Origin of the sequence: Maribacter sp. Asnod1-A12 (assembly GCF_045063735.1) — a bacterium.
GTDB lineage: Bacteria > Bacteroidota > Bacteroidia > Flavobacteriales > Flavobacteriaceae > Maribacter.
On record NZ_JBEFNZ010000006.1, the window covers coordinates 1,786,428 to 1,810,580 of the forward strand.

The 24,153-nt window shown below is 34.1% G+C and carries 21 protein-coding genes; 16 read left to right on the top strand and 5 right to left on the bottom strand.

Features of this window, described 5'->3' with window-relative positions; translation table 11 throughout:
- Positions 1-58 precede the first annotated feature (58 nt).
- Positions 59-2,128, bottom strand: coding sequence for a M16 family metallopeptidase (locus ACJJVP_RS07620; protein WP_405412329.1), 2,070 nt, complete (start codon positions 2,126-2,128; stop codon positions 59-61).
- An 8-nt stretch (positions 2,129-2,136) separates the two neighbouring features.
- Entirely contained in the window at positions 2,137-3,459 is a 1,323-nt protein-coding gene (locus tag ACJJVP_RS07625; protein ID WP_405412331.1) for a M16 family metallopeptidase, read from the bottom strand.
- A gap of 182 nt (positions 3,460-3,641) precedes the next feature.
- Here ACJJVP_RS07625 and ACJJVP_RS07630 point away from each other — a divergent pair, with 182 nt between their 5' ends.
- The 5 genes from ACJJVP_RS07630 to ACJJVP_RS07650 all read left to right on the top strand — a co-directional run bounded on the left by ACJJVP_RS07630 (position 3,642) and on the right by ACJJVP_RS07650 (position 9,270).
- A complete protein-coding gene (locus ACJJVP_RS07630) occupies positions 3,642-4,097 on the top strand; it encodes a DUF4199 domain-containing protein (protein ID WP_405412334.1) in 456 nt (151 codons plus the stop codon).
- A gap of 96 nt (positions 4,098-4,193) precedes the next feature.
- On the top strand, positions 4,194-4,859 hold the full coding sequence (gene rplU / locus ACJJVP_RS07635; protein WP_405412336.1) for a 50S ribosomal protein L21: 666 nt from the start codon (positions 4,194-4,196) through the stop codon (positions 4,857-4,859).
- Positions 4,860-4,900: 41 nt separating this feature from the next.
- A complete protein-coding gene (gene rpmA / locus ACJJVP_RS07640; protein ID WP_276493468.1) occupies positions 4,901-5,161 on the top strand; it encodes a 50S ribosomal protein L27 in 261 nt (86 codons plus the stop codon).
- Between the two features lie 186 nt (positions 5,162-5,347).
- Complete coding sequence (locus ACJJVP_RS07645) at positions 5,348-8,230, top strand: TonB-dependent receptor (RefSeq protein WP_405412340.1); 2,883 nt, start codon at positions 5,348-5,350, stop codon at positions 8,228-8,230.
- Positions 8,231-8,256: 26 nt separating this feature from the next.
- Complete coding sequence (locus tag ACJJVP_RS07650; RefSeq protein WP_405412343.1) at positions 8,257-9,270, top strand: phytase; 1,014 nt, start codon at positions 8,257-8,259, stop codon at positions 9,268-9,270.
- Here the strand turns inward: ACJJVP_RS07650 and ACJJVP_RS07655 are convergent.
- A complete protein-coding gene (locus ACJJVP_RS07655) occupies positions 9,262-9,783 on the bottom strand; it encodes a 5' nucleotidase, NT5C type (RefSeq protein WP_405412345.1) in 522 nt (173 codons plus the stop codon). The two genes, ACJJVP_RS07650 and ACJJVP_RS07655, sit on opposite strands and share 9 nt — an antisense overlap.
- Positions 9,784-10,011: 228 nt before the next feature.
- Between ACJJVP_RS07655 and ACJJVP_RS07660 the strand changes: the two genes are divergently transcribed.
- Entirely contained in the window at positions 10,012-10,596 is a 585-nt protein-coding gene (locus tag ACJJVP_RS07660) for a DUF3332 domain-containing protein (protein WP_036157135.1), read from the top strand.
- Positions 10,597-10,668: 72 nt separating this feature from the next.
- Here the strand turns inward: ACJJVP_RS07660 and ahcY are convergent, their stop codons facing one another.
- Positions 10,669-11,985 (bottom strand): adenosylhomocysteinase, encoded by a 1,317-nt coding sequence (gene ahcY / locus ACJJVP_RS07665; protein ID WP_405412347.1) that lies wholly within the window; start codon positions 11,983-11,985, stop codon positions 10,669-10,671.
- An 81-nt stretch (positions 11,986-12,066) separates the two neighbouring features.
- On the opposite strand from ahcY, the gene ACJJVP_RS07670 reads away from it, so the two are divergent.
- The 9 genes from ACJJVP_RS07670 to ACJJVP_RS07710 all read left to right on the top strand — a co-directional run bounded on the left by ACJJVP_RS07670 (position 12,067) and on the right by ACJJVP_RS07710 (position 19,099).
- Positions 12,067-12,705 (top strand): 4'-phosphopantetheinyl transferase family protein, encoded by a 639-nt coding sequence (locus ACJJVP_RS07670; RefSeq protein WP_405412349.1) that lies wholly within the window; start codon positions 12,067-12,069, stop codon positions 12,703-12,705.
- A 26-nt stretch (positions 12,706-12,731) separates the two neighbouring features.
- The gene (locus ACJJVP_RS07675) at positions 12,732-12,992 is read left to right on the top strand and encodes a thiamine-binding protein (protein ID WP_073240827.1); all 261 of its coding nucleotides are present in this window, start codon (positions 12,732-12,734) and stop codon (positions 12,990-12,992) included.
- Positions 12,976-13,608 carry a nicotinamide riboside transporter PnuC gene (pnuC, locus tag ACJJVP_RS07680; RefSeq protein WP_405412351.1) on the top strand — a complete coding sequence of 211 codons (633 nt, stop codon included), beginning with the start codon at positions 12,976-12,978 and terminating at the stop codon, positions 13,606-13,608. The genes ACJJVP_RS07675 and pnuC overlap by 17 nt, the downstream gene beginning before the upstream one ends.
- On the top strand, positions 13,569-14,132 hold the full coding sequence (locus tag ACJJVP_RS07685) for an AAA family ATPase (RefSeq protein ID WP_405412353.1): 564 nt from the start codon (positions 13,569-13,571) through the stop codon (positions 14,130-14,132). Before pnuC ends, ACJJVP_RS07685 begins: the two co-directional genes overlap by 40 nt.
- Positions 14,129-15,667 (top strand): DUF4301 family protein, encoded by a 1,539-nt coding sequence (locus ACJJVP_RS07690; protein WP_405412356.1) that lies wholly within the window; start codon positions 14,129-14,131, stop codon positions 15,665-15,667. Before ACJJVP_RS07685 ends, ACJJVP_RS07690 begins: the two co-directional genes overlap by 4 nt.
- 209 nt (positions 15,668-15,876) lie before the next feature.
- On the top strand, positions 15,877-16,179 hold the full coding sequence (locus ACJJVP_RS07695) for a hypothetical protein (protein WP_405412359.1): 303 nt from the start codon (positions 15,877-15,879) through the stop codon (positions 16,177-16,179).
- Positions 16,180-16,333: 154 nt separating this feature from the next.
- Positions 16,334-16,639: a hypothetical protein gene (locus ACJJVP_RS07700; protein WP_405412361.1), complete on the top strand. Its 306-nt coding sequence runs from the start codon at positions 16,334-16,336 to the stop codon at positions 16,637-16,639.
- Positions 16,640-17,244: 605 nt separating this feature from the next.
- Positions 17,245-17,562 (top strand): hypothetical protein, encoded by a 318-nt coding sequence (locus ACJJVP_RS07705; protein ID WP_405412364.1) that lies wholly within the window; start codon positions 17,245-17,247, stop codon positions 17,560-17,562.
- A 178-nt stretch (positions 17,563-17,740) separates the two neighbouring features.
- Positions 17,741-19,099, top strand: a complete 1,359-nt coding sequence (locus ACJJVP_RS07710) for a sigma-54-dependent transcriptional regulator (RefSeq protein ID WP_405412367.1) — start codon at positions 17,741-17,743, stop codon at positions 19,097-19,099.
- On the opposite strand, the gene ACJJVP_RS07715 is transcribed toward ACJJVP_RS07710, so the two are convergent.
- Positions 19,074-21,524 carry an ATP-binding protein gene (locus tag ACJJVP_RS07715; protein ID WP_405412368.1) on the bottom strand — a complete coding sequence of 817 codons (2,451 nt, stop codon included), beginning with the start codon at positions 21,522-21,524 and terminating at the stop codon, positions 19,074-19,076. The two genes, ACJJVP_RS07710 and ACJJVP_RS07715, sit on opposite strands and share 26 nt — an antisense overlap.
- Before the next feature lie 365 nt (positions 21,525-21,889).
- On the opposite strand from ACJJVP_RS07715, the gene ACJJVP_RS07720 reads away from it, so the two are divergent.
- Positions 21,890-24,052 (top strand): TonB-dependent receptor, encoded by a 2,163-nt coding sequence (locus ACJJVP_RS07720; RefSeq protein ID WP_405412370.1) that lies wholly within the window; start codon positions 21,890-21,892, stop codon positions 24,050-24,052.
- Positions 24,053-24,153: the final 101 nt, after the last annotated feature.

The window sequence follows — 24,153 nt, forward strand, 5'->3', positions numbered from 1 at the left end:
AATTAGAAAACAAAAAACCCGCTCATGAGCGGGTTTTTCTTTTTAGATTAAATTTTAGTTATTCAAAATCGGTAGGTGATACACCATCATTTACTTTGATTTCAGAAACTATAAACTCAAAAGATTGAGGGCCTACGGTTTGTAGTATTTTAAAAGGAAATAAAATACCAGAAACTTCTTTGTAATCTTCAAAGTTAGAAGTGCTGGCAATTTGTTGCCCCTGCATTTCGGTTATGGTAACCTCTTGTAGTTTAAGTCCGGTTTCGGCATCAAAGAAAGCAGATTTATTTTCTCCAACCTTTAGCTTGTAAGTGTTTTTATCGCCTACCATTTCCATACCTTCTATAACTACAGATTCATCGTTTAGTAATTGAAGTTCAGTGAAAGGAGCAGATTCTTTTTTAATAGATTTTAATTCCTTTTCTTCAAGATCTTTACGCTGACCTTGCATTACCATATAGCCTTTATCACCGTTTACAACTTGTTTGCTTACGGAATTACCCATCATTTGCACATCTTGCATAAGTTGATTGCTAGATGTTTTTTTAACGTTTAAGTCTAATTTCATTCCTTGCATTTCTGCTGCGGCCATCATGGCTAAGGTATTTACGCTTTCAAGTTTATCTTTTCCACCAATAGCTGTAATATACTTTTTTATTACGGAGTATGCTGATACATCAGTTGGTACGGCGGCATTGTAATCTGGTGTTTCAACTCTGTCTGCAGTTTTGGAATACGCAAGAACCGGAAGTTTTTTACCTTTAAATTCTACATTCTGAAGATTAGAAAGGATATCACTTCCTTTACCAACTACGATTACTCTGGCGTTATTGACATTGAAATACTTTTTTGCGGCGGCTTCTACATCTGCTTTGCTTACCTTGTCAATTTTCTCTAGAAATGTTTTAAAATATCCCTTCGGCAATTTTTCGGTTTCTTCTTTTAAGGAATAGTAAGCAATATTCTCAGGATCCTCTAAAGCCATTATAAAATTGCCAGAGTAAAGAGATTTTGCGGTTTTAAGTTCCTCATCGGTTATAGAGGCGGTGGTTATAGTTTCTAATTCTTTTAGTAACTCTACAATTGAACTGTCGGTAACCATATTTCTTACCTCTGCGGTGGCTGAAAACCTAGATGGGCCATACTTGTTATTTCCAATAGAGGAATAGGCACCATAAGTATAGCCCTTGTCTTCTCTTAGGTTTAAGTAAAGTCTACTATTAGACCCGCCTAAAATTTGATTAGCAATTAAAGCAGCAACGAAATCGTCATCCTTCCATTTTAAGTCTACAATGTTCTGTACGGTGATTTCTGATTGTACTGCATTAGGCATGTCTACCAAGTTAATTTGGGTGTTAGGAACGTTCTTTGCTGACGAATATGAAAAGCTTGGTGGCACTGCCTTCGTCCAAGAGGTAAAGTATTTCTCCGTTAAAGTTTTCACCTCTTCAAAATTTACATCGCCTATAACGATTAAGTATGCATTTGCGGGAACAAAATAATCTCTGTAAAACTCTTCAACATCACTAAGAGTTACATTTTTTACGGTTTCTTCTGTAGTGAATTCACCAAAAGGATGATTTTTTCCATAAGCTAAAGTTCTTTGTATTCTTCTTGAAATAGAGTTGATATCTTTCTCTTCGGTTTTTAAACTGGTAATTAATATTTCTTTTTCTTTATCAAATTCTTCTTGTGTAAAAGTGGGATTAATGGCGGCATCTGCCATTAGTTCCATTATTCTAGGAAAGTATTTAGAAAGCGATTGTCCAGAAGCACTTTGTGAACCAAAATTAAGTCGTGCACCTAAAAAATCTATTTCTTCGTAAAAGTCATCTTTACTGATATTTTTAGAACCCTTGCCTAAAAGACTTCCGGTTAGGCTTTTTACCCCAGCTTTGTCGCCTTCTAATATTGGTGGGTTATCTATAGATAATTGCATAGAAACTCTAGGTAATTTGTGATTTTCTACCACAAGTACCTTTAATCCGTTGTTAAGGTTGAATGATTGTGGAGCTCCTAAATTAATTTCAGGTGCAGGTCCTGGTTTAGGCATAACCGTTCGATCTACCTGTGCTTGTATAGCAATGAAGGAGAATAATGTAAGTAGTAATATATATGTATTTTTCATAGTCATTTTTAGTTTGCGGTATTTTCTTCAGGTAAATATTCTAGAACCAATCTTTGGTTAGGTTTTAAATACTTGTTTGCGACCTCTTTAATTTCTTCTCTGGTAATAGATCTATATACTTCTATTTCTTTGTTGATAAGAGATGTGTCACCATAAAGCGCATAATACTCTGCAAGAGATTCTGCAATACCTTCAATACTGGCATTACTGTTCACAAACTGATTTTCAAACTTGTTCTGTAGTTTTTGATAATCATTTTCAGAAATAAGGCCATTTCTCAATTTTTCTACTTCTGTTTCAATAGAAGAGTTTAATGTGTTTAAGTTAGTTTCGCCCACCGGAAGTGCAAAAATGATATACATACCGTAATCTTCTAAGGTTACGGGTATGGCACCGATCTGTAATGCTTGTTTTTCATCATCTACCATTTTTTTGTAAAGTTTTGAAGATGGTCCGTCAGATAAATAGGTAGAAATCATTTCTAATACTTGGCTGTCTCTATTTTTAAGACCGGGAGTTCTATAGGCAATCATAGTAGCCGGTATTTGAATATTAGAGTCGTAGGCTTTTGCATTGATTTCTGACGTGATAGAAGTTTCTTTAGGAAAGCTTCTTGTAATTTCTGCTCCCTTTGGAATATCTTTAAAATAATCTAAAATCAATTTTTTAGTATTTTCTTTCTCAAAATCGCCTGCAATAACCAAAACGGCATTGTTCGGGGTATAGAATTTTTTCTGGAAACCTATAAACTCATCTAAAGTAGCGGCATCTAAGTCTGTCATTTTGCCAATAACCGTTTCTTTATAAGGATGACTTTGAAAAAGATTCTTCTTTATGTTTTCAATGAACTTGCCATAAGGTGAATTATCTACACGAAGCCTTTTTTCTTCCTTGACCACATCATTTTGAGTGTCAACACCTTTTTGATTGATAACAGGGTGAAGCATTCTTTCAGATTCTAGCCAAAGACCTAATTCTAAATTGTTAGAAGGAAAAACTTCATAGTAGTATGTTCTGTCTTCATTGGTAGTGGCATTGCCTGATCCGCCGTTAGATGATACTATTTTGTCCCATTCTCCTCTTTCGATATTTTCAGTTCCTTCAAAAAGTAAGTGTTCAAAAAAGTGGGCAAAGCCTGTTCTTTGTGGGTCTTCGTCTTTTGATCCTACATGGTAAAATACGGAGATAGAAATTATTGGGGCAGTGTTGTCTTGATGTAAAATAACGTGTAGATCGTTTTCAAGGTTGTACTCTTCGTAAGCAACCTCTTGTGCGAGTCCGGTAAATCCAATAGCGGATAGTGCCGAAACCAGTAGTAATTTCAATTTCATTTAAACTGTTTTAGGTTCGTGTTTACTTGTTCTGTTTTATTAGTGTCCATTCAAATTAAAATGTTACACTCAATTTTAAATTTTGTAAGAACAATCTTCAATATAGGAATTCTTTAACAGTTATTATTTTCATTTATTTTGTTTAATGATTACATTGAATATCTAAACAAAAAATATTTATTATGAAAAATTATGCCTTACCCCTTAGATTTGGTGTTGCCGCCAGTGGTTCTTTAATTGCTTATTTCTTAATACTATCATTACTTGGTTTGCATGTTAATGTCTTCTATAGTCTATTTAATGCGGTAATTACCGGTTTTGCTATTTTTGAGGCAATTAAATATTATAAGTTAAAAAAGGGTAGCGAATTTAGTTATGCAGGTGGTTTCATGGCAGGTTTGATTACCGGTGGCATAGCAACACTTATTTTTACAATCTTTTTTGCCTTTTATTCTACAGAATTACAGCCAGGTTTTTTAGAAGAATTATCAACAAGATGGGCAAACACGTATAGAAGTTTTGAAGCCATTGTATTTCTAGTGGTAGCTACTATGGGTTTTACCAGTAGCGTTGTTTTGACCCTTGCATTTATGCAACTATTTAAGACTTCGAACACTAGAATACTAAAGACTGTTTAAAAATCGTAAAAAACACTTGTAAATTCACGATTAAGATCTATATTTGCACCCGCCTATGGAAAAAATTCATCAGGTTTAATCATTACATTTAACAATATGTACGCAATTGTAGAGATGGCAGGGCAGCAGTTTAAAGTTGCAAAAGACCAGAAAGTGTACGTTCACCGTTTACAAGCAGAAGAAGGTAAGAAAGTTACTTTTGACAATGTTCTTCTTTTAGCTGATGGATCGAACGTTACTATCGGCGCCCCGGCTATAGACGGTGCCGCAGTAGAGGCTAAAGTCGTTAAACACCTTAGAGGTGACAAAGTAATCGTTTTTCACAAGAAAAGACGTAAAGGTTACAGAAAGAAAAATGGACATCGTCAATCTCTTACAGAGATTGTAATTGAATCTATTATTTCTAAAGGAGCAAAGAAAACCGAGACTAAGAAAGCTGAACCAAAGGCTAAAAAAGTTGAGGAAAAAGCAGCTCCTGTAGCACCAAAAGCAAAAGCTAAGAAAGCTAGTGCTAAAGGTGATGATTTGAAAAAAGTTGAAGGTATCGGTCCAAAAATCGCTGAAACTTTGAATAATGCAGGTATTTCTACTTTTGCTGAATTAGCAAAAACAGACGCAGCTAAAATTTCTGAAATTATAGCAGACGTACGTGGAAATCACGTAACTGACACATGGCCAAAGCAAGCTGAATTAGCTGCTGAAGGTAAATGGGACGAGTTACAGAAATGGCAAGACGAATTAGACGGTGGTGTAGCTAAATAAGCTGGACCATTAAAGTATAATAATATTTAAAACCTCAGACAATGGCACATAAGAAAGGTGTAGGTAGTTCGAAAAACGGTAGAGAATCAGAATCGAAACGATTAGGAGTTAAGATTTATGGTGGTCAAGCTGCTATCGCTGGTAACATTATCGTTAGACAGCGTGGAACAAGACACAATCCTGGTGAAAATGTTTACGCAGGAAAAGACCATACATTACACGCACGTGTAGATGGTTTAGTAAAGTTTACGAAAAAAGCTGGTGGAAAATCATTTGTTTCCATAGAGCCTTTTGAAGCATAAGCTTTAAGCAAATTATTTTAAAAACCCTCTTCAGCAATGAAGAGGGTTTTTTGTTACGACAGTGTTAACCAAAGGTAAATAATGGTAAAAATTAGGGTAATCTTAAAATAGCCTTAAGATTTAGGCAACACGGTTCTGTCTTCAATCTAATTTCTTTGTGGCCAAATAATAACAACCACTCAGAAAATGAAAAACTCAGTATTTTTTTACCTTTTTTTTCTTGTTCCAATTATTCTTCTGGCTCAGTCAGGTAATATTCAGGGTACGGTAACAGATGAAAACGGTCTCTATTTACCAGGTGCTAACGCGATGATTCCTTCCCTTTCAAAAGGGGCGATTACAGATTTTGATGGTAGGTTTACCATTGTAGGTATTCCAGAAGGCACTTACTATATAAAGGTCTCTTATTTAGGCTATGCCGATTTATCACAAGAGATAACGGTAGTAGCAAATGAAACTATCAGTGTTAATTTGAGTGTTGAGCCAAAGACTATGGAGTTAGAAGGCGTTGAGGTATCTGCCTATGGATTAAGTGGTCAGTCAAAAGCATTGAACACACAAAAGACCAATTTAAATATTACGAATGTTGTTTCTACCGATCAAATAGGGAAATTTCCAGATGCCAATATAGGTGATGCCGTTAAAAGAATACCTGGTATAACTATGCAGGTAGACCAAGGTGAGGCTAGAAATGTAATTGTTCGTGGTTTGTCTCCACAATTGAATTCGGTTACTTTAAATGGTAGTAGAATTCCCTCTGCCGAAGGCGACAATAGAAATGTTCAGATGGATTTAATTCCATCAGATATGATTCAATCTATTGAGGTAAGCAAAGCTGTTACCCCTGATATGGATGCGGATGCACTTGGTGGGTCTATAAATTTAATTACACGAACATCTCCACAAGGCTTTAGAGTTTCTGCAACCTTAGGATCGGGAATCAACTTTATAACAGATAAGCCTATTTATAATGGGTCATTTCTTATAGGTGATCGTAGCAAAAATGAAAAATTTGGATGGATGGTCGCTGCATCTATTAATGATAATGACTTTGGTTCAGATAATGTAGAGGCGGAATGGACCGATGAGTTTGAATATAATACAGGAGTTGAAGATAGTGAAGGCGAGGCTGTTTTGGAAGAAGTGGATGTTGATCCCTATGCAAATGTTTATGAGCAACGAAAATATTTGGTGCAGCGAACAAGACGTAGTTTTTCAGCAAACCTAGATTATAAATTCGATGTCAACAATACAGTTTTCTTAAAGACGATGTATAACTGGCGTGATGATAGAGAAAATAGATTTGCCCTATCTCAAGAAATATTAGACGCCGAAGATATTGCGTTGGGTGATTTTGTAATTACAGATGGTGTTCCTACAAGTTTTCCGGTAGAAGTTAAAAGGCAATCTAAAGGAGGTATCGATAGTAATAGAAATAAAAACCGTCGTTTAGAAGATCAGCGAATGCAAAATTATAGCTTGGGCGGTAATCATCTTTGGGGAAATCTAAAAGTAGATTGGATGACCTCTTACGCAAAGGCATCTGAAGAGAGACTTAATGAGCGTTATGCAGAATTTGAAGCAGAATACGTTATCAATAATGATGTGTTAAATTCTAGATATCCAAGATTCTCGGCAGCTAATGCTACAGATGCTGATTTAGCCAATTTTGAATATGGTGAGATAACAGAAGAAAATCAGTATACCGAAGAAGAAGATGTAAATGTGTTTGTGAATTTTGAAGTCCCGGCAGATATTTTTGGTCAAGGAGAAGGGTCTATAAAATTTGGGGCTAGAGGTCGATTTAAATCAAAATTGCGAAATAACGATTTTTATGAGTTCGATTTAGAAGATGACTTTCCTACATTAGCCACTGTTCCGGTAAAAGATTATAGTGATTCAGATTTTCTAGCAGGTAGCCAATACCGAATTGGTTCTTTTGCCAGTGAAGATTGGTTAGGTTCTTTAGATTTAAATGTTGCAGATGGTGAACTGATTGTAGATGAATTTGCCCCAGATAATTTTGAGGTGAACGAAAATGTTGTCGCTGGTTATGTTATGTTCAATCAGAAATTATCAGAAAAACTAGGTGTATTAGCTGGTATTAGATTTGAGAATACCAATCTAGAATCTAAGGGAAATAGAGTTGTCTATGTGGAAGAAGATGAAGACGCTGGTATAGAAGAAGCAATTTTAGTAGAAGAGGTAAATGGTAAAAATTCGTATACTAACATTTTACCTGGTGTTCATTTGAAATACGATGTTTCTCCAAACACTATCTTAAGGTTTGCATGGACAAATACTTTAGCTAGGCCAAACTATCAAGATCTTATACCAAGAGCAGAAGTTATTAATGAAGATAAAGAATTGGTTCTAGGAAACGCTGATTTGAACCCTACTACCTCAATGAATTTCGATCTTATGGCAGAACACTATTTTCAAAGTGTAGGCTTAATTTCCGGGGGTGTATTTTATAAAAATATAGATGAGTTTATTTATACGTTCATTTATGAAGCGCCTGACGATAGTTTAGGAGCCGGTACTGAAGGGTACGATGTTTTTCAACCATTAAATGGAGATAGTGCTACTATTTTTGGATTGGAACTTGCTTTTCAGCGCCAATTAGACTTTTTGCCAGGCTTTGCCAAAAACTTCAGCCTTTATCTTAATTATACTTATTTATCATCTTCAGCAGATGGTATACGTAATGAAGATGGTGATGAGCGAGATGATTTAGATTTACCGAATACAGCACCAAACATGTTCAATGGATCATTAGGCTATGCAGATAAGAAGTTCAGTACAAGGTTATCTGCCAATTTTTCTGATAGTTATATAGATGAAATCGGGGGTAATGATTTTGAAGATAGATATTATGATACGCAGCTGTTTTTAGATTTCAACGCCACTTTTCAAATAAATAAAAACCTAAGTGTATATACAGATTTAAAGAATATTACGAATCAGCCATTACGTTATTTTCAAGGGGTAAAAGAACATACGCAACAAGTCGAGTTTTATGGACAACGTTTTACTTTAGGTTTAAAATATGATCTTTTTAAAAAATAATTTTGCATTTATATCAATCACATAAAATGAAAAATATATCATATTTATTAGCATTCGTAGTTGTTTTTAGTTCTTGCAATCAAAGTAAGTTACCTAAAATAGCGCCAGACGTAATTACTGAGTTTACCTTGAACGATACAGATGATCCTGCAATTTGGATAAATCCTAAAAATGCTGAAGAGAGTATTGTTTTCGGTACGGATAAAAAAACCAATGGGGCTGTTTATGCATTTAATCTAGGTGGGAAAATTATAGAAGATAAAACCATTAGAAATATTCAACGACCAAACAATGTAGATATTGAATATGGTTTTCAACTCAACGATTCTACCAAAACCGATATTTTGGTTTTTACAGAACGCGAAAAACAACAGATCAGAATGTTTTCTGTACCAGATATGAAGCCTTTAGATGGTGGTGGTTTTAAGGTTTTTGAAGATGAAGAATTAGAAGAAAATAGATTGCCAATGGGAGTTAGCTTATTTAAGTCTCCAAAAAATGCAAAGATATATGCTGTCGTTGGTAGAAAAACCGGTCCGGCTGATGGTTATTTGTACCAGTATGCTCTAAATGCTGATAGTTTAGGTATAACCTCTAACTATGTTCGAAAATTTGGAAAATTTAGCGGAGTAAAAGAAATTGAGGCTATTGCTATAGATGATGAAAATGGGTATGTTTATTTTTCTGATGAAGGTGTTTGTATAAAAAAGTATCATGCAGAACCTAGTATGGGAAATGAAGAATTATCTTGTTTTGGAGGTGAGTATTTTGATGAAGATATAGAAGGTATTGCTATAGCAAGTTATGCTGATGGGCATGGTTATTTAATAGTGTCGAATCAGCAAAAGGGGGAGTTTAATATTTTTGATAGAGAAACCAATACCTATATTACAGCTGTGAATCTCTCTACCACCGAAACAGATGGTTGTGAAGCCGTTACAATGCCATTGAACGATACGTTCAAAAACGGACTTTTCGTCGCAATGAATGACGAAAAGAACTTTTACTTTTATGATTTAGCGAAATTGGGATTACAATAATTTCTCCCCAATCTCAAACCATGTATTAACACGTTCAAAACCTTCGGTATTTACGTTATGTGGTGAGGTGAATTGTAAACTTCTACCATCAAAATTCTCTAAATTAAAACTGCGGTCGTCAATTAAAATATCACCTTTTAGAATGTGTTTGTGACCACATAGAATTCGGTTTTGCCAAGGTAAAAAAGGAAAGTGTTCGTCTAGCCATTCACTTTTTTCTTCTAAGGAATTTGGAAATTGCATGGCGGCAGATGCGATATAGACTTCATGTTTGTGGGCAAGTTGAGATAATATTTCTTGACTGCCTGCAATAGGTTTTAAGTTTCTAAAAAAGCCTCTTCTTGTAGCATGTTTGCGAACACTATCTTGGTGCGCTTCCGGCACCATGCACCATACTTCTGTACCAGAGCATAAATCTGTAGTTAGTTCGCCATTAAATTCTGTGTTGTAAAGTTCTATATGGGCGCCGTATGTATCTGCAATAACCTCGTCCATGTCAATAAATAGTATCATATATATTCTTGATTGAAATAAATAAATGGAAAGCAATTGTATTAATGTCAGACTTCCCTTTAAAAAATTAAAACTATGAATTTTGAAATTAAATAATTGACTGCTTAACAATCATTTAATGTAGAAAACAGGTAAAAACATCTATAGGGTTAACAATAAAATGTTTAGGAGAAGCCATTTTAGGTGTGTGCCTTTATTTTGCAAATCTAATTCTAAACAATTTATATCATGAAAAAATCAATTATCTGTGTTGCAATGGCAAGTACCTTATTATTCTCTAGTTGCTTGGGTTCATTTAGTGCTTTCAATAACTTAAAAGACTGGAACCAAGGTGTTTCTGATAGTAAGTTTGTAAACAACTTGGTATTTTGGGGCTTGAACATAATTCCAGTTTATGGTTTATTCTTTTTAGGAGATGCCATTATCTTCAACGTAATAGAATTTTGGAGCGGTTCTAATCCAATTGCTATGGAAGAAGGAGAGTCAGAGACTCAAATGGTAGAAAGAGACGGTAACACTTTTGAAATGACCGCTACTAAGAACAGAATGCAAGTAACTGTCGTTGATGGTCCTAAAAAAGGAAAGAAAATTGATTTAGTTTATAAGCCAGGTGATAAATCATGGAATGCCGTAAGACCTAATGGTGAAATTATAAAATTGTCATCTTTTGAAGAAGGTTTTTATATTGTTTATATGCCAAACGGAAAAGAGGTTAAGATTAATCCGATAAGCTCTAAAGAAGAAGGTTTGGCTCAAATTAAAGAGCAAACAGATTGTTATTACTTAGAAGGTATGTTGGCAGAAAATAACTAATCTAAAGAAAGTATAAAGCATAAAAAAAGTCCTGATGAAAATCAGGACTTTTTAGTTTCTAAAACCAATGTTTTAGTATCTGTAGTATTCAGGTTTGAAAGGACCTTCTACCGTTACACCAATGTAATCGGCTTGGTAATCTTTCAACTCTGTAAGCTCAGCTCCTAAACGAGATAAGTGAAGTTTTGCAACCTTCTCATCTAAATGCTTAGGTAGCATGTATACATCATTCTCATAGTTGGCACTGTTTTTCCAAAGCTCTATTTGAGCTAATGTTTGGTTTGTAAAAGAATTACTCATTACAAAACTAGGGTGCCCAGTTGCACAACCTAAGTTTACCAATCTACCTTCTGCCAAAATGATTAAATCTTTACCGTTGATGGTATATTTATCAACCTGTGGCTTGATTTCATCTTTGGTATTACCATGATTTTTGTTCAACCATGCCATGTCGATTTCATTGTCAAAATGACCAATGTTACAAACAATGGCTTTATCCTTTAGGGCTTCAAAATGTTCAGCTCTAATAATATCTTTATTTCCGGTTGTAGTAATTACGATATCGGCATTACCTATAACCGTTTCCAATTTTTTAACTTCAAATCCGTCCATACAAGCCTGTAATGCACAAATTGGGTCAATTTCGGTAACAGTAACAATAGAGCCTGCACCTTTAAAAGAAGCTGCTGTACCTTTACCAACATCACCGTAACCGGCAACAACTACGCGTTTACCTGCAAGCATAGTATCTGTAGCTCTACGTATAGCATCAACAGCACTTTCGCGACATCCGTATTTGTTATCGAATTTAGATTTAGTAACAGAATCGTTAACGTTTATAGCTGGCATAGGTAAAGTACCATTCTTTACTCGCTCGTATAAACGGTGAACACCTGTTGTAGTTTCTTCAGAAAGACCTTTGATTTCTCCGGCCATTTCTGGGTATTTATCCAATACCATGTTGGTTAGATCACCACCATCATCTAAAATCATGTTCAATGGTTTTCTATCTTCACCAAAGAATAATGTTTGTTCGATACACCAATCAAACTCCTCTTCGTTCATACCTTTCCAAGCGTAAACAGGTACGCCTGTTGCTGCGATAGCCGCAGCAGCTTGATCTTGAGTAGAAAATATATTACATGAGCTCCAAGTAACATCTGCCCCAAGAGCGGTCAATGTTTCTATAAGTACAGCTGTTTGTATCGTCATATGAAGACAACCTGCAATACGGGCACCTTTTAAAGGTTGCTCATCTTTGTACTCTTCTCTTAAAGCCATTAAGCCTGGCATTTCAGCTTCTGCTAATTCGATTTCTTTTCTTCCCCAATCAGCAAGGGAAATATCCTTAACCTTATAAGGCACATACGGAATAGTTTTCGTGCTCATATCTTTATTATTTTATACTTTCGTTTTCTGTGTACAGCAATTTTTAATTCGTGCAAAGGTACGAATAACACTAAGAATCCCATGCCGCTTTACAAAACTATAACAGTAAATGAAGAAACCTCCTTAGCAATTTGGAAGGTTGAAGAGACAGAAGAAAACCTTTGGTCGGGTGTTGAGCTCACGCCCTATTGTCAAAATCGATTTGACGGAATGAAATCTGAACTTCATCGTAAGGCTTTCTTGAGTATTAGGCATTTGCTTGCTACCTATGGTTATACCGATGCCGATTTAATCTATGATGAAAACGGGAAACCCCATTTAAAAGACGGTAATTTTATATCTATTACGCACTCACATAATTTTACGGGTATTATCATAAGTAAAACCGAACATGTAGGTATCGATATTGAAATGCAGCGTGATAAAATTTTAAGAATAGCACATAAATTTACACCTTTTGAAGAGTATAAGACACTTGCGAATACTGCCGCTGTAGTTAGAAAATTGACTATTGTATGGGGTGCCAAAGAATCCCTATATAAAATTTATGGCCACAGGGGGGTAAGTTTTTTGCACCATATAAATGTTCTAGATTTTAAATTTGATGCTAGTAATACCACGGCACAAATTATTTTTCAAGGAAATTTATCGAGTTATAAAATACGATTTCTAGAGTTTGAGCAGTTTACTTGTGTATATGCTACAAGAGATAAAGAATAGAATAAATTAAAGACAGCATATTTTATATGGATATATCAGTTGAATTGACCTTTTCGCCGTTGCAAGACGATTTTGAGCAGCACATTATAAATTTTATAAAAAAACTGCGAGAATGTGGGTTGACCGTACTTGAGAATCCGTTGAGTACTCAGGTTTATGGTTCTTATGATGAAGTAATGAAAGTGTTGAATACCGAAATTAAAACAGCATTTGAATTGATGGACCGCGGACTTTTATTCATGAAAATAGTTAAATCTGATAGAAGCGACTATGAGCCCCATTTTTGATTATCTCTTTGGTCAATATTCAGATTATGATACTTTAGATATTATCCTAGAGATCGTAGCGGTCATTTTTGGACTGTTATCGGTGTGGTTTTCCAAACAAAACAAAATTTTAGTGTACCCTACAGGGCTGATAAGTACTTCTATATTCGTCTATCTCTTATTGAAATGGGGTTTATTGGGCGATATGATGATCAATGCCTACTATTTTATAATGAGTTTGTATGGTTGGTATATTTGGACAAGAAAAGTAGATGCAGAACATTACACACCAATTACCAGAGTAACCAAAAAGGAAAATAGTACCTCGGTCATAATATTTATAAGTACCATCATCTTTGTTTTTACCGTGTATCAAGTTTTTGATAAATGGAATAGTTGGACTGCTTATGTTGATACCATAACAACAGCTATATTTTTTGTGGGTATGTGGTTGATGGCCAAGAGGAAAGTAGAAAATTGGATATATTGGATCATTGGAGATTTAATATCTATTCCATTATACTTTTATAAAGGATTTACGTTTACTAGTTTTCAATATCTCATTTTTACAATATTGGCCTTTTACGGGTATAATGCATGGAAGAAAAATATAAGCAAGAACCTTCAGATGTCTTAAAAGTGGTTCTTTTTGGTCCAGAATCTACAGGTAAGACAACCTTATCAGAACAGTTGGCAAGGCATTACCATACCGTTTGGGTACCAGAATATGCAAGAGATTATCTTCAAGATAAATGGAACAATGAACGTAAAACTTGCGAACCTCATGATCTGTTACCTATTGCCGAAGGGCAAATGCGCTTAGAAAATAAGTTGTCTAAAAAGGCTACGGATATTCTCATTTGCGATACAGATTTGTTGGAAACCAAAGTGTATTCAGAAGCATATTATATTGGGGAATGCGATTCTGTATTAGAAAAATATGCACTTGAGAATTCTTATGATCTTTATTTACTAACATATATAGATATTCCTTGGGAAGCTGATGATTTAAGGGATAAGCCTAATGAAAGAGAACAAATGTTCAATTATTTTAAAGACACTTTAGAAAAATACGGCAAAAAATTTATTACCTTGAAGGGGAACAAAAAACAACGTTTAGAAAAAGCCATTAACCATATAGATACCTTATTAGATAAATGATTGAACTTACAGATAAAGATTTAAAACAATTAGAGCAAAAGGGAATTTCTAAAGCACAAATGTTGAGTCATATCAACACCTTTAAAGAAGGTATACCTTTTGTAAAATTAGAGAATGCTGCCGTAATAGGTAATGGTATTCTTAAATTTTCTGATGCAGAAGAGAAAGAGCTCATTGCATTTTATGATTCGAAATTAAAAGACTTAGATATATTAAAGTTTGTGCCGGCTTCTGGTGCGGCATCAAGAATGTTCAAAGCACTATTTAGTTTTTTAGGTTCTTATAACCCTGCTGAGGAAACTCTAGATGCATATTTGACAAGAACTAATGATAAAGATATTAAGAAGTTCTCTGAAGGATTAGAGTGTTTTCCGTTTTACCAGAAAGTTATGGATAGATTAAATTTAAAATCTGATGCTCAAGGAGAAAAGGTTTTTAGTTTTATCTCTGAACTTTTAGGCGAGAATGCACTGAACTATGGTTTTTATCCGAAGGGATTATTGCCATTTCATAAGTATGAATCTTCTGCAGCTACACCATTTGAAGAACATTTAAAGGAAGGTGCATTATATGCAGGTTCTAACGGAAAAGCAAATTTACATTTTACAATCTCTGAGCAGCATGAAGAAATGTTTGGGGAAGAATTTGAAGCCTCTGGACCAAAAGTTTCTGCCGACACTGGTATAACTTATAATGTAGATTACTCATTTCAAAAACCTTCTACAGATACCTTGGCCGTAGATATGGACAATAATCCATTTAGAAATGAAGATGGCTCTGTGTTATTTAGACCAGGAGGTCATGGTGCATTGATCCAGAATTTAAACGAACAGGACGCCGATGTTATTTTTATCAAGAATATAGACAACGTTGCCGTAATGAAAGATGCCAAGGCAGTTGCCGATAGTAAAAAGGTTTTGGCAGGTGTACTTTTAAAAGAGCAGGAAAAAGCTTTTGAATATGCTGCGTTGCTAGATAAGGGGAATGTAGATGATACACAGATTGAAGAAATCAGAAACTTTTTGGTTACAAACTTGAACGTTCGTTTCTCAAATGATTTTGATACCAAATCCAACAGCGAAAAAGTAGCTGTACTAAAAGATAAAATAAACAGACCTATTCGTATTTGCGGTATGGTTAAGAATGAAGGTGAGCCAGGTGGTGGTCCATTTTGGGTAACTAATGGTAAAGGGGAGATTTCTTTACAAATTATAGAGTCTGCCCAAATAGATATGGATAATTCACAACAAGCGGATCTTCTTAAAAATTCTACACATTTTAATCCGGTAGATTTGGTATGTGCTGTTCGTAATTATAAAGGTGAGAAATATGACCTATTAAAGTTTGTTGATGAAAAGCAAGGTTTTATTACAGGCAAAACTAAAGATGGTAAAGAATTAAAAGCTCTTGAGCTACCTGGCTTATGGAATGGTGCAATGGCTTTTTGGAATACCATTTTTGTAGAAGTGCCCTTAGTGACCTTTAATCCTGTAAAAAGTGTTGTGGATCTTTTAAAAGATTCACATCAGGCTTAAATTATAATATAGAATATCGTATAAAAAAAGTGTGTAGTTTCTACACACTTTTTTTATTTACGCACATTTTTACCCAATAGTCTCTGAACGAATATTTAGTTTAAATAACTGAAAATCAATATTTTATAATTAAACTAGATGTCGTATTTCGTGTTGGCACAATTATTCTAATATACCTTTCAAGAATGTTTAATTTAAAATATATAAAGATGAAGAAATTAGTTTTTGCCACAGCTTTAGCCATAGGTAGTTTAACGATAGGTACTGCCGCAACTCCAATTATATTTCACGATGGTATAATGGAAGATGTTTTTTTACAAGATTATACAGAGATAGCTGCATCTGATTTACCAGCGCCGATTGTAAATGCGTTGGCAACAGATTACGCAGGGGCTATGTTAAATAAAGCCTATGTAGACGATGATAATAATTATAAACTAGAAATTTCTTCTCAAGATGGAGCTTCAGCTGTAGTTTATGCCGATGCTGAAGGTAATTGGTTGCAAATGTAAAATTTAAAAGTTTGAGTTAGTTGTTTATGAAAAGCTGCCTAGGCAGCTTTTTTTGCGCCTAAAATTTTAAATTTTCGTTAATTAAAAATCCATTTCTAAGATTACTCCGTAAGTATTCTAAGATTAAGAGTTTTTAACGATTAAAATATTAAGTATGAAAAATTACGCATTACTAGTATTCTTAACTTTTGGGATAATGTTTAACGCTACAGCAAAAACTATTTCTGATAGAATAGAAAAAGAAATAGTGGTTAAAACTGCCGATGAATATGTAAAAATAAAATCGAGTGAGTTAACGCCACCGGTTATTGAAGAAATATTAAAGCAATACCCTACTTCTAAACTAGGTGGGGCTTTTAAAAATGATAAAGGAGAATTCAAATTGATAATGGTACTTAAAAGCGGTACAAGAAAGACCGTATATATAGACCAACATGGTAATTGGATCAATAAGAGATAGTCTATTTTACTGACAGAAATAAAAAAACTGCTAAATGCGGTTTTTTTTTATTTAAAATGTGACCTATCAAAAAATGTTGTGTCTAAATAAGTGAAGCAAGTTATGAAACAATGGTCACACTAGTATTAATTTTAGTTTTAAGCACGGTTTTGATTTTTTCATTAGGAGTAATATCAAAATTATGTTGGGAAAAATAAGTGTTTAAAATATCACTTTCGCGTAAACACTAACCGTTAACTATGAAAGTGCCACCAAATAATTGTATTTGAAATAATCCCCAAGATTAGCATTGCCAATTTTAGTTGTTGTTGAATTGATTGAGGTGTTGATTTGAAAGTTTTAAGACAAGAGTTTGATAGGTGGTTTGAGGGGGGCTGCAATTTGCAGCTCCTTTTTTATCTTCAAAAATATTTTTTGAACAGAAGAGTTGATTGGGTAATATTTACACATTAATTCATAAACGGCACAGGTTTATACAGTTGTATAAAGAATGGTTTTAGCGTAAGTTGTTGAAAATCAATTATTTTTACAATTTTTATTTTGTGGCACTCTTTTTTCTTTGTTAATAGTATTGAAACGTATTATTAACTTAAATATATAAGAAAATGAAAACTTTATTTTTATTAGGAGCAATGACATTAGGCGGGTTTGGAATGAATGCACAAGATGCATTACTTACAGATAATGGAATACAGCATAATCAAGTAAATGAAATAACTGTAGAAGCAGATGATTTTGAAGAAATCTCAGTTTCAGAAGTTCCACAAGCAGTAACAAATGCAATATCTAAAAATTTTCCAACTGCGAATTTAGATAAAGCATATACTAATGAAGAGAAACAATTTAAATTGGTATTATCACTTGAAGATGGCACACAGGGTACTGTGTATGCAGATCAAGAGGGTAATTGGATAGATATGTAATTATAGAGAAACTTGTTTGTTCAAGTTGGTTTGGTCAGGAAAGGATAGCTAAAGGCTATTCTTTCCTTTTTTTTATGACTTTATTTAAATGAATGCTTAAAAGCTTTATGATAATTTTAAAATACAAATAGTCGGCTTATGGTATTTTTACGTAGATACTAAGAACACCAAACTAGCTATGACCAAAATATTAATTATCGAAGACGATACTTCATTTGCGCAAATGTTGCAAAAATTTTTGGCAAGAAATAGTTTTGACGTTATTATTAGTTCTACTGGTTTAGATGGCGAAAAGCAATTGAAACTACATGATTTTCAATTGGTAATAACAGATTTACGTTTGCCGGATTATGATGGAATAAAATTAGTAGCTAATCTTAATGGTAAAGTTCCTGTGATCGTAATGACTGGTTATGCCGAGGTAACTACAGCGGTAAGAGCTATGAAAATGGGAGCTTATGACTATATCTCCAAACCATTTACGCCTGACCAGATGTTATTGGTTATTGATGGTGCTTTAAATGCCAAGCCTATTACTTCAAAAGAAACTTCAAAACCTACTAATGAGCAAGGTAATATTAATGAAGTAAATAAAAATAAAGAATCTAGTTCAAAAGAATTGATTCTTACCAGTGATGCGACTCAAAAATTAGAAGAACATATGGTTCTGGTTGCACCTACAGATATGTCGGTTTTGATAATTGGAGAAAGTGGGACAGGAAAAGAAGTAACTGCAAAGGCAATTCATCAAAAAAGTACTAGAAAAGAAATGCCGTTTGTGGCGCTAGATTGTGGAGCAATACCTAAAGAATTAGCGGCAAGTGAGTTTTTCGGTCATATTAAAGGAAGTTTTACAGGTGCAGTTGCAGATAAAATTGGAAGTTTTGAAGCTGCCAACGGCGGAACTCTGTTATTAGATGAGGTAGGTAATCTTTCTTACGAAAATCAAATACAGTTGTTAAGAGCTTTACAAGAGCGCAAAATAAAAAGAATAGGAAGTAATACTGAAATACAGGTTGATGTACGAATCCTATCAGCTACCAATGAAGATTTAAAGTCGGCGGTTGAGAAAGGTACTTTTCGAGAAGATCTGTATCATCGATTGAATGAGTTTTCATTGCAAATTCCCGCCTTAAAAAACAGGCACGGAGATTTATCATTATTAGCTTCTTACTTTCTAAGAAAGTTCAATGAAAAGCTTGATAAACAGGTAGTGGATTTTTCTGATCAGGTTTGGGATATTTTTAATGCATACCACTGGCCAGGAAACATTCGCGAATTACAGAATGTAATTCAGCGCGCAGTATTGTTATCAACTACAGATAAAGTAGAAGCAAAAGTTTTACCGTCAGAGTTGATGAGTCCTGTTTTAGAAACCGCAGAACTAGGGAGCCTTTCAAAAGCGGAATTCGAAAAAGAACAAATTGTAAACGCTTTAAAACGTACTAATTACAACAAATCAAAGGCAGCTAAATTACTTCAGGTAACTCGCAAAACACTATACAATAGAATCAATCATTATGATTTGGATCTGTAGCTTTTTGTTGTGAAAGTACATCAACTAAAATTTCAATCTCACGCTGCACTTCTTGAAATTTTCTTTTTAATTTTTGACTGCTAATTTCATCGTTCTTTAATACTTCAAAAGTTTCTAAAACGGGAATAGCATTATGCACTTCTAATTGACGAAACATGGGCAGCATTTTATGTGCTGTTTTGTTTAGTAGCTCAAAATCATTATCGCCAACGGAGGTTCGTAATTGAAGGAGGTTTTCTTTGGTATCCTTTTTGAAAATCAGTAACACCTCATCAATAGCATTTTGGTCATCACCTAAAAACATTTTTATATTAGTTAGGCTAAATGGCTTGTCATTGCTTTCTTTATTTAAAATAACGGTACTACTTGGAGCCTTGGTGTTATTGTTAAATAATGTATTTAGTTTTTGTAATAAGTCGGTCTTTGAAAACGGCTTGCGTAACAGGCTAGTAAATCCTTTTTCGGTGAAATGTTGTAATGATAGGTCTCGTCTTCCTGTCATTGCCAAGATGGGTTGTTTTTTATAATTTTTGAATGCTCCAGATTTTAATTTGTTTACAATTTCATAGCCGGTAACGGTAGGCATTTCTATATCAGTCAAAACCATATCAAAGTTGAAATCTTCTTCAGATGTAAAAGCATTAAAATCTGAAAATAATTGAGCTTCAATTTCTGTGGACTTAAGCATTTCGCCAATAAGTTTTAAGAAAGAAGTATCATCATCAAATACAATCATTTTCAAATCTTCTATGGCAGTATTTTCTTCTGGTGCCAATTCAAGTTTTTCACCATATTCTATTGGTATTTGTAGTGTAAAGGTGCTTCCTTTATTGATTGTACTTTTAAGAAAGATAGTACCACCAAGTAGTTCTGTTAATTTTTTGGTGATAGTGAGTCCCAGACCATAACCACCATATTTTTTATCAATGTCATTTTCTGCCTGTGTAAATTCTTTAAAAATCAGTTGTTGTTTTTCCTTTGAGATACCAATACCGGTATCTGTTATTTCAAAGCTTAAATTGTTAGCTTTAGTGATAAAACCAGTCAATGTGATCGTACCCTTTTCAGTGAATTTATAGGCATTTCCTAATAAGTTAGAAACAATCTGGCGTAAACGAAATGCATCAGATTTTATAGGGTGTTTTAATGATTGGTCTAGATTTAAAACTAATTCAATATCTTTATTTTTATACTGAGAGGCTATGCTTTCAGAGCTTACCTCAATTAATTTATCCAATCTGAAAGTCGAGTTCTTGGCAACCATTTTACCTGCTTCTAGTTGTGAGAAATCAAGTAAATCGTTCACCAGATTGTTTACATAGTTGGTGGCAGATTTAATATGGCTAATATGTTCTTTGGTGTCCTTTTGGTTATCACTTTCTTCAATAATATTGGCGTAACCACTTATGGTATTTAAGGGTGTGCGTAAATCGTGACTAACAGTAGCAATTAATTGCTCTCTACTTTTTAATAGCGATTCTGAAAATGCCTTTTCTTTTTCGAGTTTTTCTCGGTATACGTTTGCTTTCCAAAAATCACGATTCAATATAAAAGTAAAAATAGCTACCACTAAAAAGCCAAGTATGGCAGCGATAACTGCGAGTCGAATACTCCGTTTTAATAGCGTTTCTTTTTTGATAGAAATTGCTATGCTGTTCATTACAATCTCTTGCTCAAAAGAAGAAAGTATGGTGCGTAATTGCTGAGAGAGTTCAACATCTGTTTTATTGATGGTTGTTTCTCTAATGGCTAAAGAATTTTTATTGATGTTATTTTCTTGCTGTACGTCTTTTAAAAGGTTCTTAGATACCTGAACAACACTATCCATCGTTTGAGTATTCTCTTTCCGGTCTCCATCTGCAGGTACATTTGCATTTAAATAATCTGCTACCTTTTTTATGGTACTTTGTGCTTTTGGTGAAAGTTGGTCTAAGTTCGGTGCTAAACCTTCGGGTTTAATAATACCTAAAGATTCTTCAAGTTTGTCGAATTCTTTTAATGCAGAATTAATAGCTGTACCTGTTTGGTCATTGTTTCGAATAGATCGCAGTGCGTTGATATTCGCTACTTTTTTAGCCAAAAGAGACCTCAGACTATCTAAAAGTCCGTGTTGATAGTCACTTTCGGTAAGTGTTTTTAACTCTTCAATATTGGTGTAAAGAGAATCTATTTTATTTTCGTAAGCTGTATAGCTGATTTTGTTTTTAGTTTGTAGAGCGAGTTTAGAAAGACTTTCGGCTTCATACAATTGCGCTAAAAACGAATTTGTTTTAAGAAGTTTATTATCTTTTTCTGTTTTTTGTTCAGTTGCGATATACTCTTGTACTTCATTGTAAATATAATAAGAGGCGATGACCCCTAGAATAATTAGAAGTAGGTAGCTAATAGTTATCTTAAGTGTGAATTTATTTTTTTTTGAATCCATATAGTTTCGGTGCTGATAGTATAAATACGTTAAAACTGCTAGAAGAAGTTCTAAAATGGTGTTAATTAAACACATTGTTATTTTTTTAAATTTCTTTATGAGAGATGAATTATGTGCATTACATTTGCGGCATCTCAAAGGGGTGCCGAGTTCTATATTTAGAACAAAGCTGAGATTATACCCAAAGAACCTGGGCAGGTAATGCTGCCAAGGGAAAGTCTAAAAAATTTAAAACAATTTTTTAGAATAAGATGTAGTATGTTTTTTTTTGTTCATATGAAGTCTTTTGGAATTCGAGCTTAGTTGCTCAAAAATCAATTTTAACATTAGAATAATAGCCCCTTTTATTCGTAATTATTTTACGAATGAAACTATCTATTTTCACAATTGCGGCGTTTTTTGCGCTGAGTATGGGTGTCTGTGCCCAAGAACAGGAAACCGACTCTTTAGAGGGTCAAAAAGTAGTGCTGGACGAAGTGTTCGTTTCGGCAATTAGGGTAACCAAGCAATCTCCGGTTACATTTTCAAATCTTACAAAAGAGGATATCAAACCAAGAAATTTGGGTCAAGATATTCCTGTATTAATGAATTTTTTACCATCTGTTGTAACGACTACAGATGCAGGTGCAGGTGTAGGTTATACAGGTATAAGGGTAAGAGGTAGCGATGCTACACGTGTAAACGTTACCATTAACGGTATACCTTATAACGATGCAGAATCTCAAGGTACATTTTGGGTAAACATGCCAGATTTTGCTTCTTCAACAGAGAGTTTGCAATTACAACGTGGTGTAGGTACATCAACTAACGGTGCAGGTGCATTTGGAGCAAGTTTAAATGTGTTGACTGACGGATTCTCGCAAGATGCATACGGACAAATATCAACTTCAATTGGTAGTTACAGCACCTTAAGAAATAACTTGAAATTCAGTACAGGACTCTTAAATGACCATGTTGAAATTTCAGGTAGATTGTCTAAAATAAAATCTGACGGATATATTGATAGAGCCCGTTCAGACTTAGAATCTTATTTTTTACAAGCTGCGTATAAAGATGATAATACTTTGATCAAAGCATTAATGTTTGGTGGTCATGAAATTACGTATCAAGCTTGGTATGGTATAGATCGTCAAACTTTGGAAACGGATAGAACTTTTAATCCTTCAGGTATTTATACAGATTTAGATGGTAATACCCAATTTCATGATAATGAGGTAGATAATTATAAGCAAGACCATGCTCAGCTTTTATGGAATGAGCAAATTTCAGATTTCTGGAGTACCAACATTGCTTTGCATTATACCAGAGGTAGAGGCTATTTTGAGCAATATAAAGAGGCAGACGATTTTTCTACCTATGGTTTTAAACCGCTAATAGTTGATGGTAACGAAGTAAATACCACGGATCTTATTAGAAGACGTTGGTTGGACAATGATTTCTACGGTACTGTTTTTTTCGCAAATTATAAGAAAGACAAGCTAGACTTAATAATGGGTGGTGGCTTTAACAAGTATGAAGGCGACCATTTCGGCGAAGTAATTTGGGCTAGATATGCTAGCGATAGTAGTTATAAAGACCGCTACTATGATGATAGTTCAACTAAAACTGATTTTAATTTGTATGCAAAAGCAAATTATCAATTAACGGATCAGTGGTCGTTATACGGAGATTTGCAATATAGAACTGTTGGGTACAAGGCTAATGGAGATGAAACAGGTTTGGTTGATGATACGTTTAATTTTTTCAACCCAAAAGCAGGGGTCACATTCGATTTAAATGCAAATAACAATTTCTACTTGTCCTTTGCGGTAGCTAATAGAGAACCAAATAGAAATGATTACGAAAGCGGGAACCCTAAGCCAGAAAAATTAAATGATTTTGAATTAGGGTGGAGATACGTATCTACTAATGTACAGGTCAATACCAACCTATATTACATGAACTATAAAGATCAATTAGTGGTAACAGGGGAGTTAAACGATGTTGGTGCACCATTAAGAGAGAATGTTGGTGATAGTTACAGGTTTGGTTTAGAGGTTGATGCGAATATTAGATTGGGAGATAAATTAAGTGTAAGACCTAATTTTGCTATAAGCGATAATAAGAACAAAGATTTCTTTATTGATAGAGATGGACTATTAAAAGGTTTAGGAGATACTAATATTGCTTATTCACCAAATTTGGTAGCAGGTAATATTCTTAGTTATATGCCTTGTGAAGCACTGAGTCTTTCACTGTATTCAAAATTTGTTGGCGAACAGTATTTGAGTAATACAGATACAGAGGCATCAAAATTGGATTCTTATTTCACGAACGATTTTAATATCACTTATGAAATAAAAATGAATAATGTATTAAAGTCTATTGTATTTTCTGGGTTGGTAAATAACATTCTAAACGAGAAATATGTGTCTAATGGTTATACCTATTTAGACAGTTGGTCTACGCCAGGTAATACTTTTGAAGTTCAAGGATATTACCCACAAGCGGGTACTAACTTTTTATTAGGTGCAACGATTAATTTTTAAGAATTAAAGATGAGGTAATCTGTTACAAATTTGTATTAAATATTTGCTTAAAAAGTACGGTGCGTAAAAGAATAATCTAAATTAGAACCCTAATATACAGG

Excerpts from the sequence above, each read along its gene's own strand:
- rpmA (WP_276493468.1), top strand. The coding sequence starts at position 4,901 with ATGGCACATAAGAAAGGTGTAGGTAGTTCGAAAAACGGTAGAGAATCA.
- ACJJVP_RS07715 (WP_405412368.1), bottom strand. The coding sequence starts at position 21,524 with ATGGATTCAAAAAAAAATAAATTCACACTTAAGATAACTATTAGCTAC.
- ACJJVP_RS07700 (WP_405412361.1), top strand. The coding sequence starts at position 16,334 with ATGAAAAATTACGCATTACTAGTATTCTTAACTTTTGGGATAATGTTT.
- ACJJVP_RS07710 (WP_405412367.1), top strand. The coding sequence starts at position 17,741 with ATGACCAAAATATTAATTATCGAAGACGATACTTCATTTGCGCAAATG.
- ACJJVP_RS07650 (WP_405412343.1), top strand. The coding sequence starts at position 8,257 with ATGAAAAATATATCATATTTATTAGCATTCGTAGTTGTTTTTAGTTCT.
- ACJJVP_RS07625 (WP_405412331.1), bottom strand. The coding sequence starts at position 3,459 with ATGAAATTGAAATTACTACTGGTTTCGGCACTATCCGCTATTGGATTT.
- ACJJVP_RS07645 (WP_405412340.1), top strand. The coding sequence starts at position 5,348 with ATGAAAAACTCAGTATTTTTTTACCTTTTTTTTCTTGTTCCAATTATT.
- ahcY (WP_405412347.1), bottom strand. The coding sequence starts at position 11,985 with ATGAGCACGAAAACTATTCCGTATGTGCCTTATAAGGTTAAGGATATT.
- ACJJVP_RS07655 (WP_405412345.1), bottom strand. The coding sequence starts at position 9,783 with ATGATACTATTTATTGACATGGACGAGGTTATTGCAGATACATACGGC.
- ACJJVP_RS07630 (WP_405412334.1), top strand. The coding sequence starts at position 3,642 with ATGAAAAATTATGCCTTACCCCTTAGATTTGGTGTTGCCGCCAGTGGT.
- ACJJVP_RS07670 (WP_405412349.1), top strand. The coding sequence starts at position 12,067 with ATGCCGCTTTACAAAACTATAACAGTAAATGAAGAAACCTCCTTAGCA.
- rplU (WP_405412336.1), top strand. The coding sequence starts at position 4,194 with ATGTACGCAATTGTAGAGATGGCAGGGCAGCAGTTTAAAGTTGCAAAA.
- ACJJVP_RS07695 (WP_405412359.1), top strand. The coding sequence starts at position 15,877 with ATGAAGAAATTAGTTTTTGCCACAGCTTTAGCCATAGGTAGTTTAACG.
- ACJJVP_RS07720 (WP_405412370.1), top strand. The coding sequence starts at position 21,890 with ATGAAACTATCTATTTTCACAATTGCGGCGTTTTTTGCGCTGAGTATG.
- ACJJVP_RS07660 (WP_036157135.1), top strand. The coding sequence starts at position 10,012 with ATGAAAAAATCAATTATCTGTGTTGCAATGGCAAGTACCTTATTATTC.
- ACJJVP_RS07705 (WP_405412364.1), top strand. The coding sequence starts at position 17,245 with ATGAAAACTTTATTTTTATTAGGAGCAATGACATTAGGCGGGTTTGGA.
- pnuC (WP_405412351.1), top strand. The coding sequence starts at position 12,976 with ATGAGCCCCATTTTTGATTATCTCTTTGGTCAATATTCAGATTATGAT.
- ACJJVP_RS07685 (WP_405412353.1), top strand. The coding sequence starts at position 13,569 with ATGGAAGAAAAATATAAGCAAGAACCTTCAGATGTCTTAAAAGTGGTT.
- ACJJVP_RS07620 (WP_405412329.1), bottom strand. The coding sequence starts at position 2,128 with ATGAAAAATACATATATATTACTACTTACATTATTCTCCTTCATTGCT.
- ACJJVP_RS07690 (WP_405412356.1), top strand. The coding sequence starts at position 14,129 with ATGATTGAACTTACAGATAAAGATTTAAAACAATTAGAGCAAAAGGGA.
- ACJJVP_RS07675 (WP_073240827.1), top strand. The coding sequence starts at position 12,732 with ATGGATATATCAGTTGAATTGACCTTTTCGCCGTTGCAAGACGATTTT.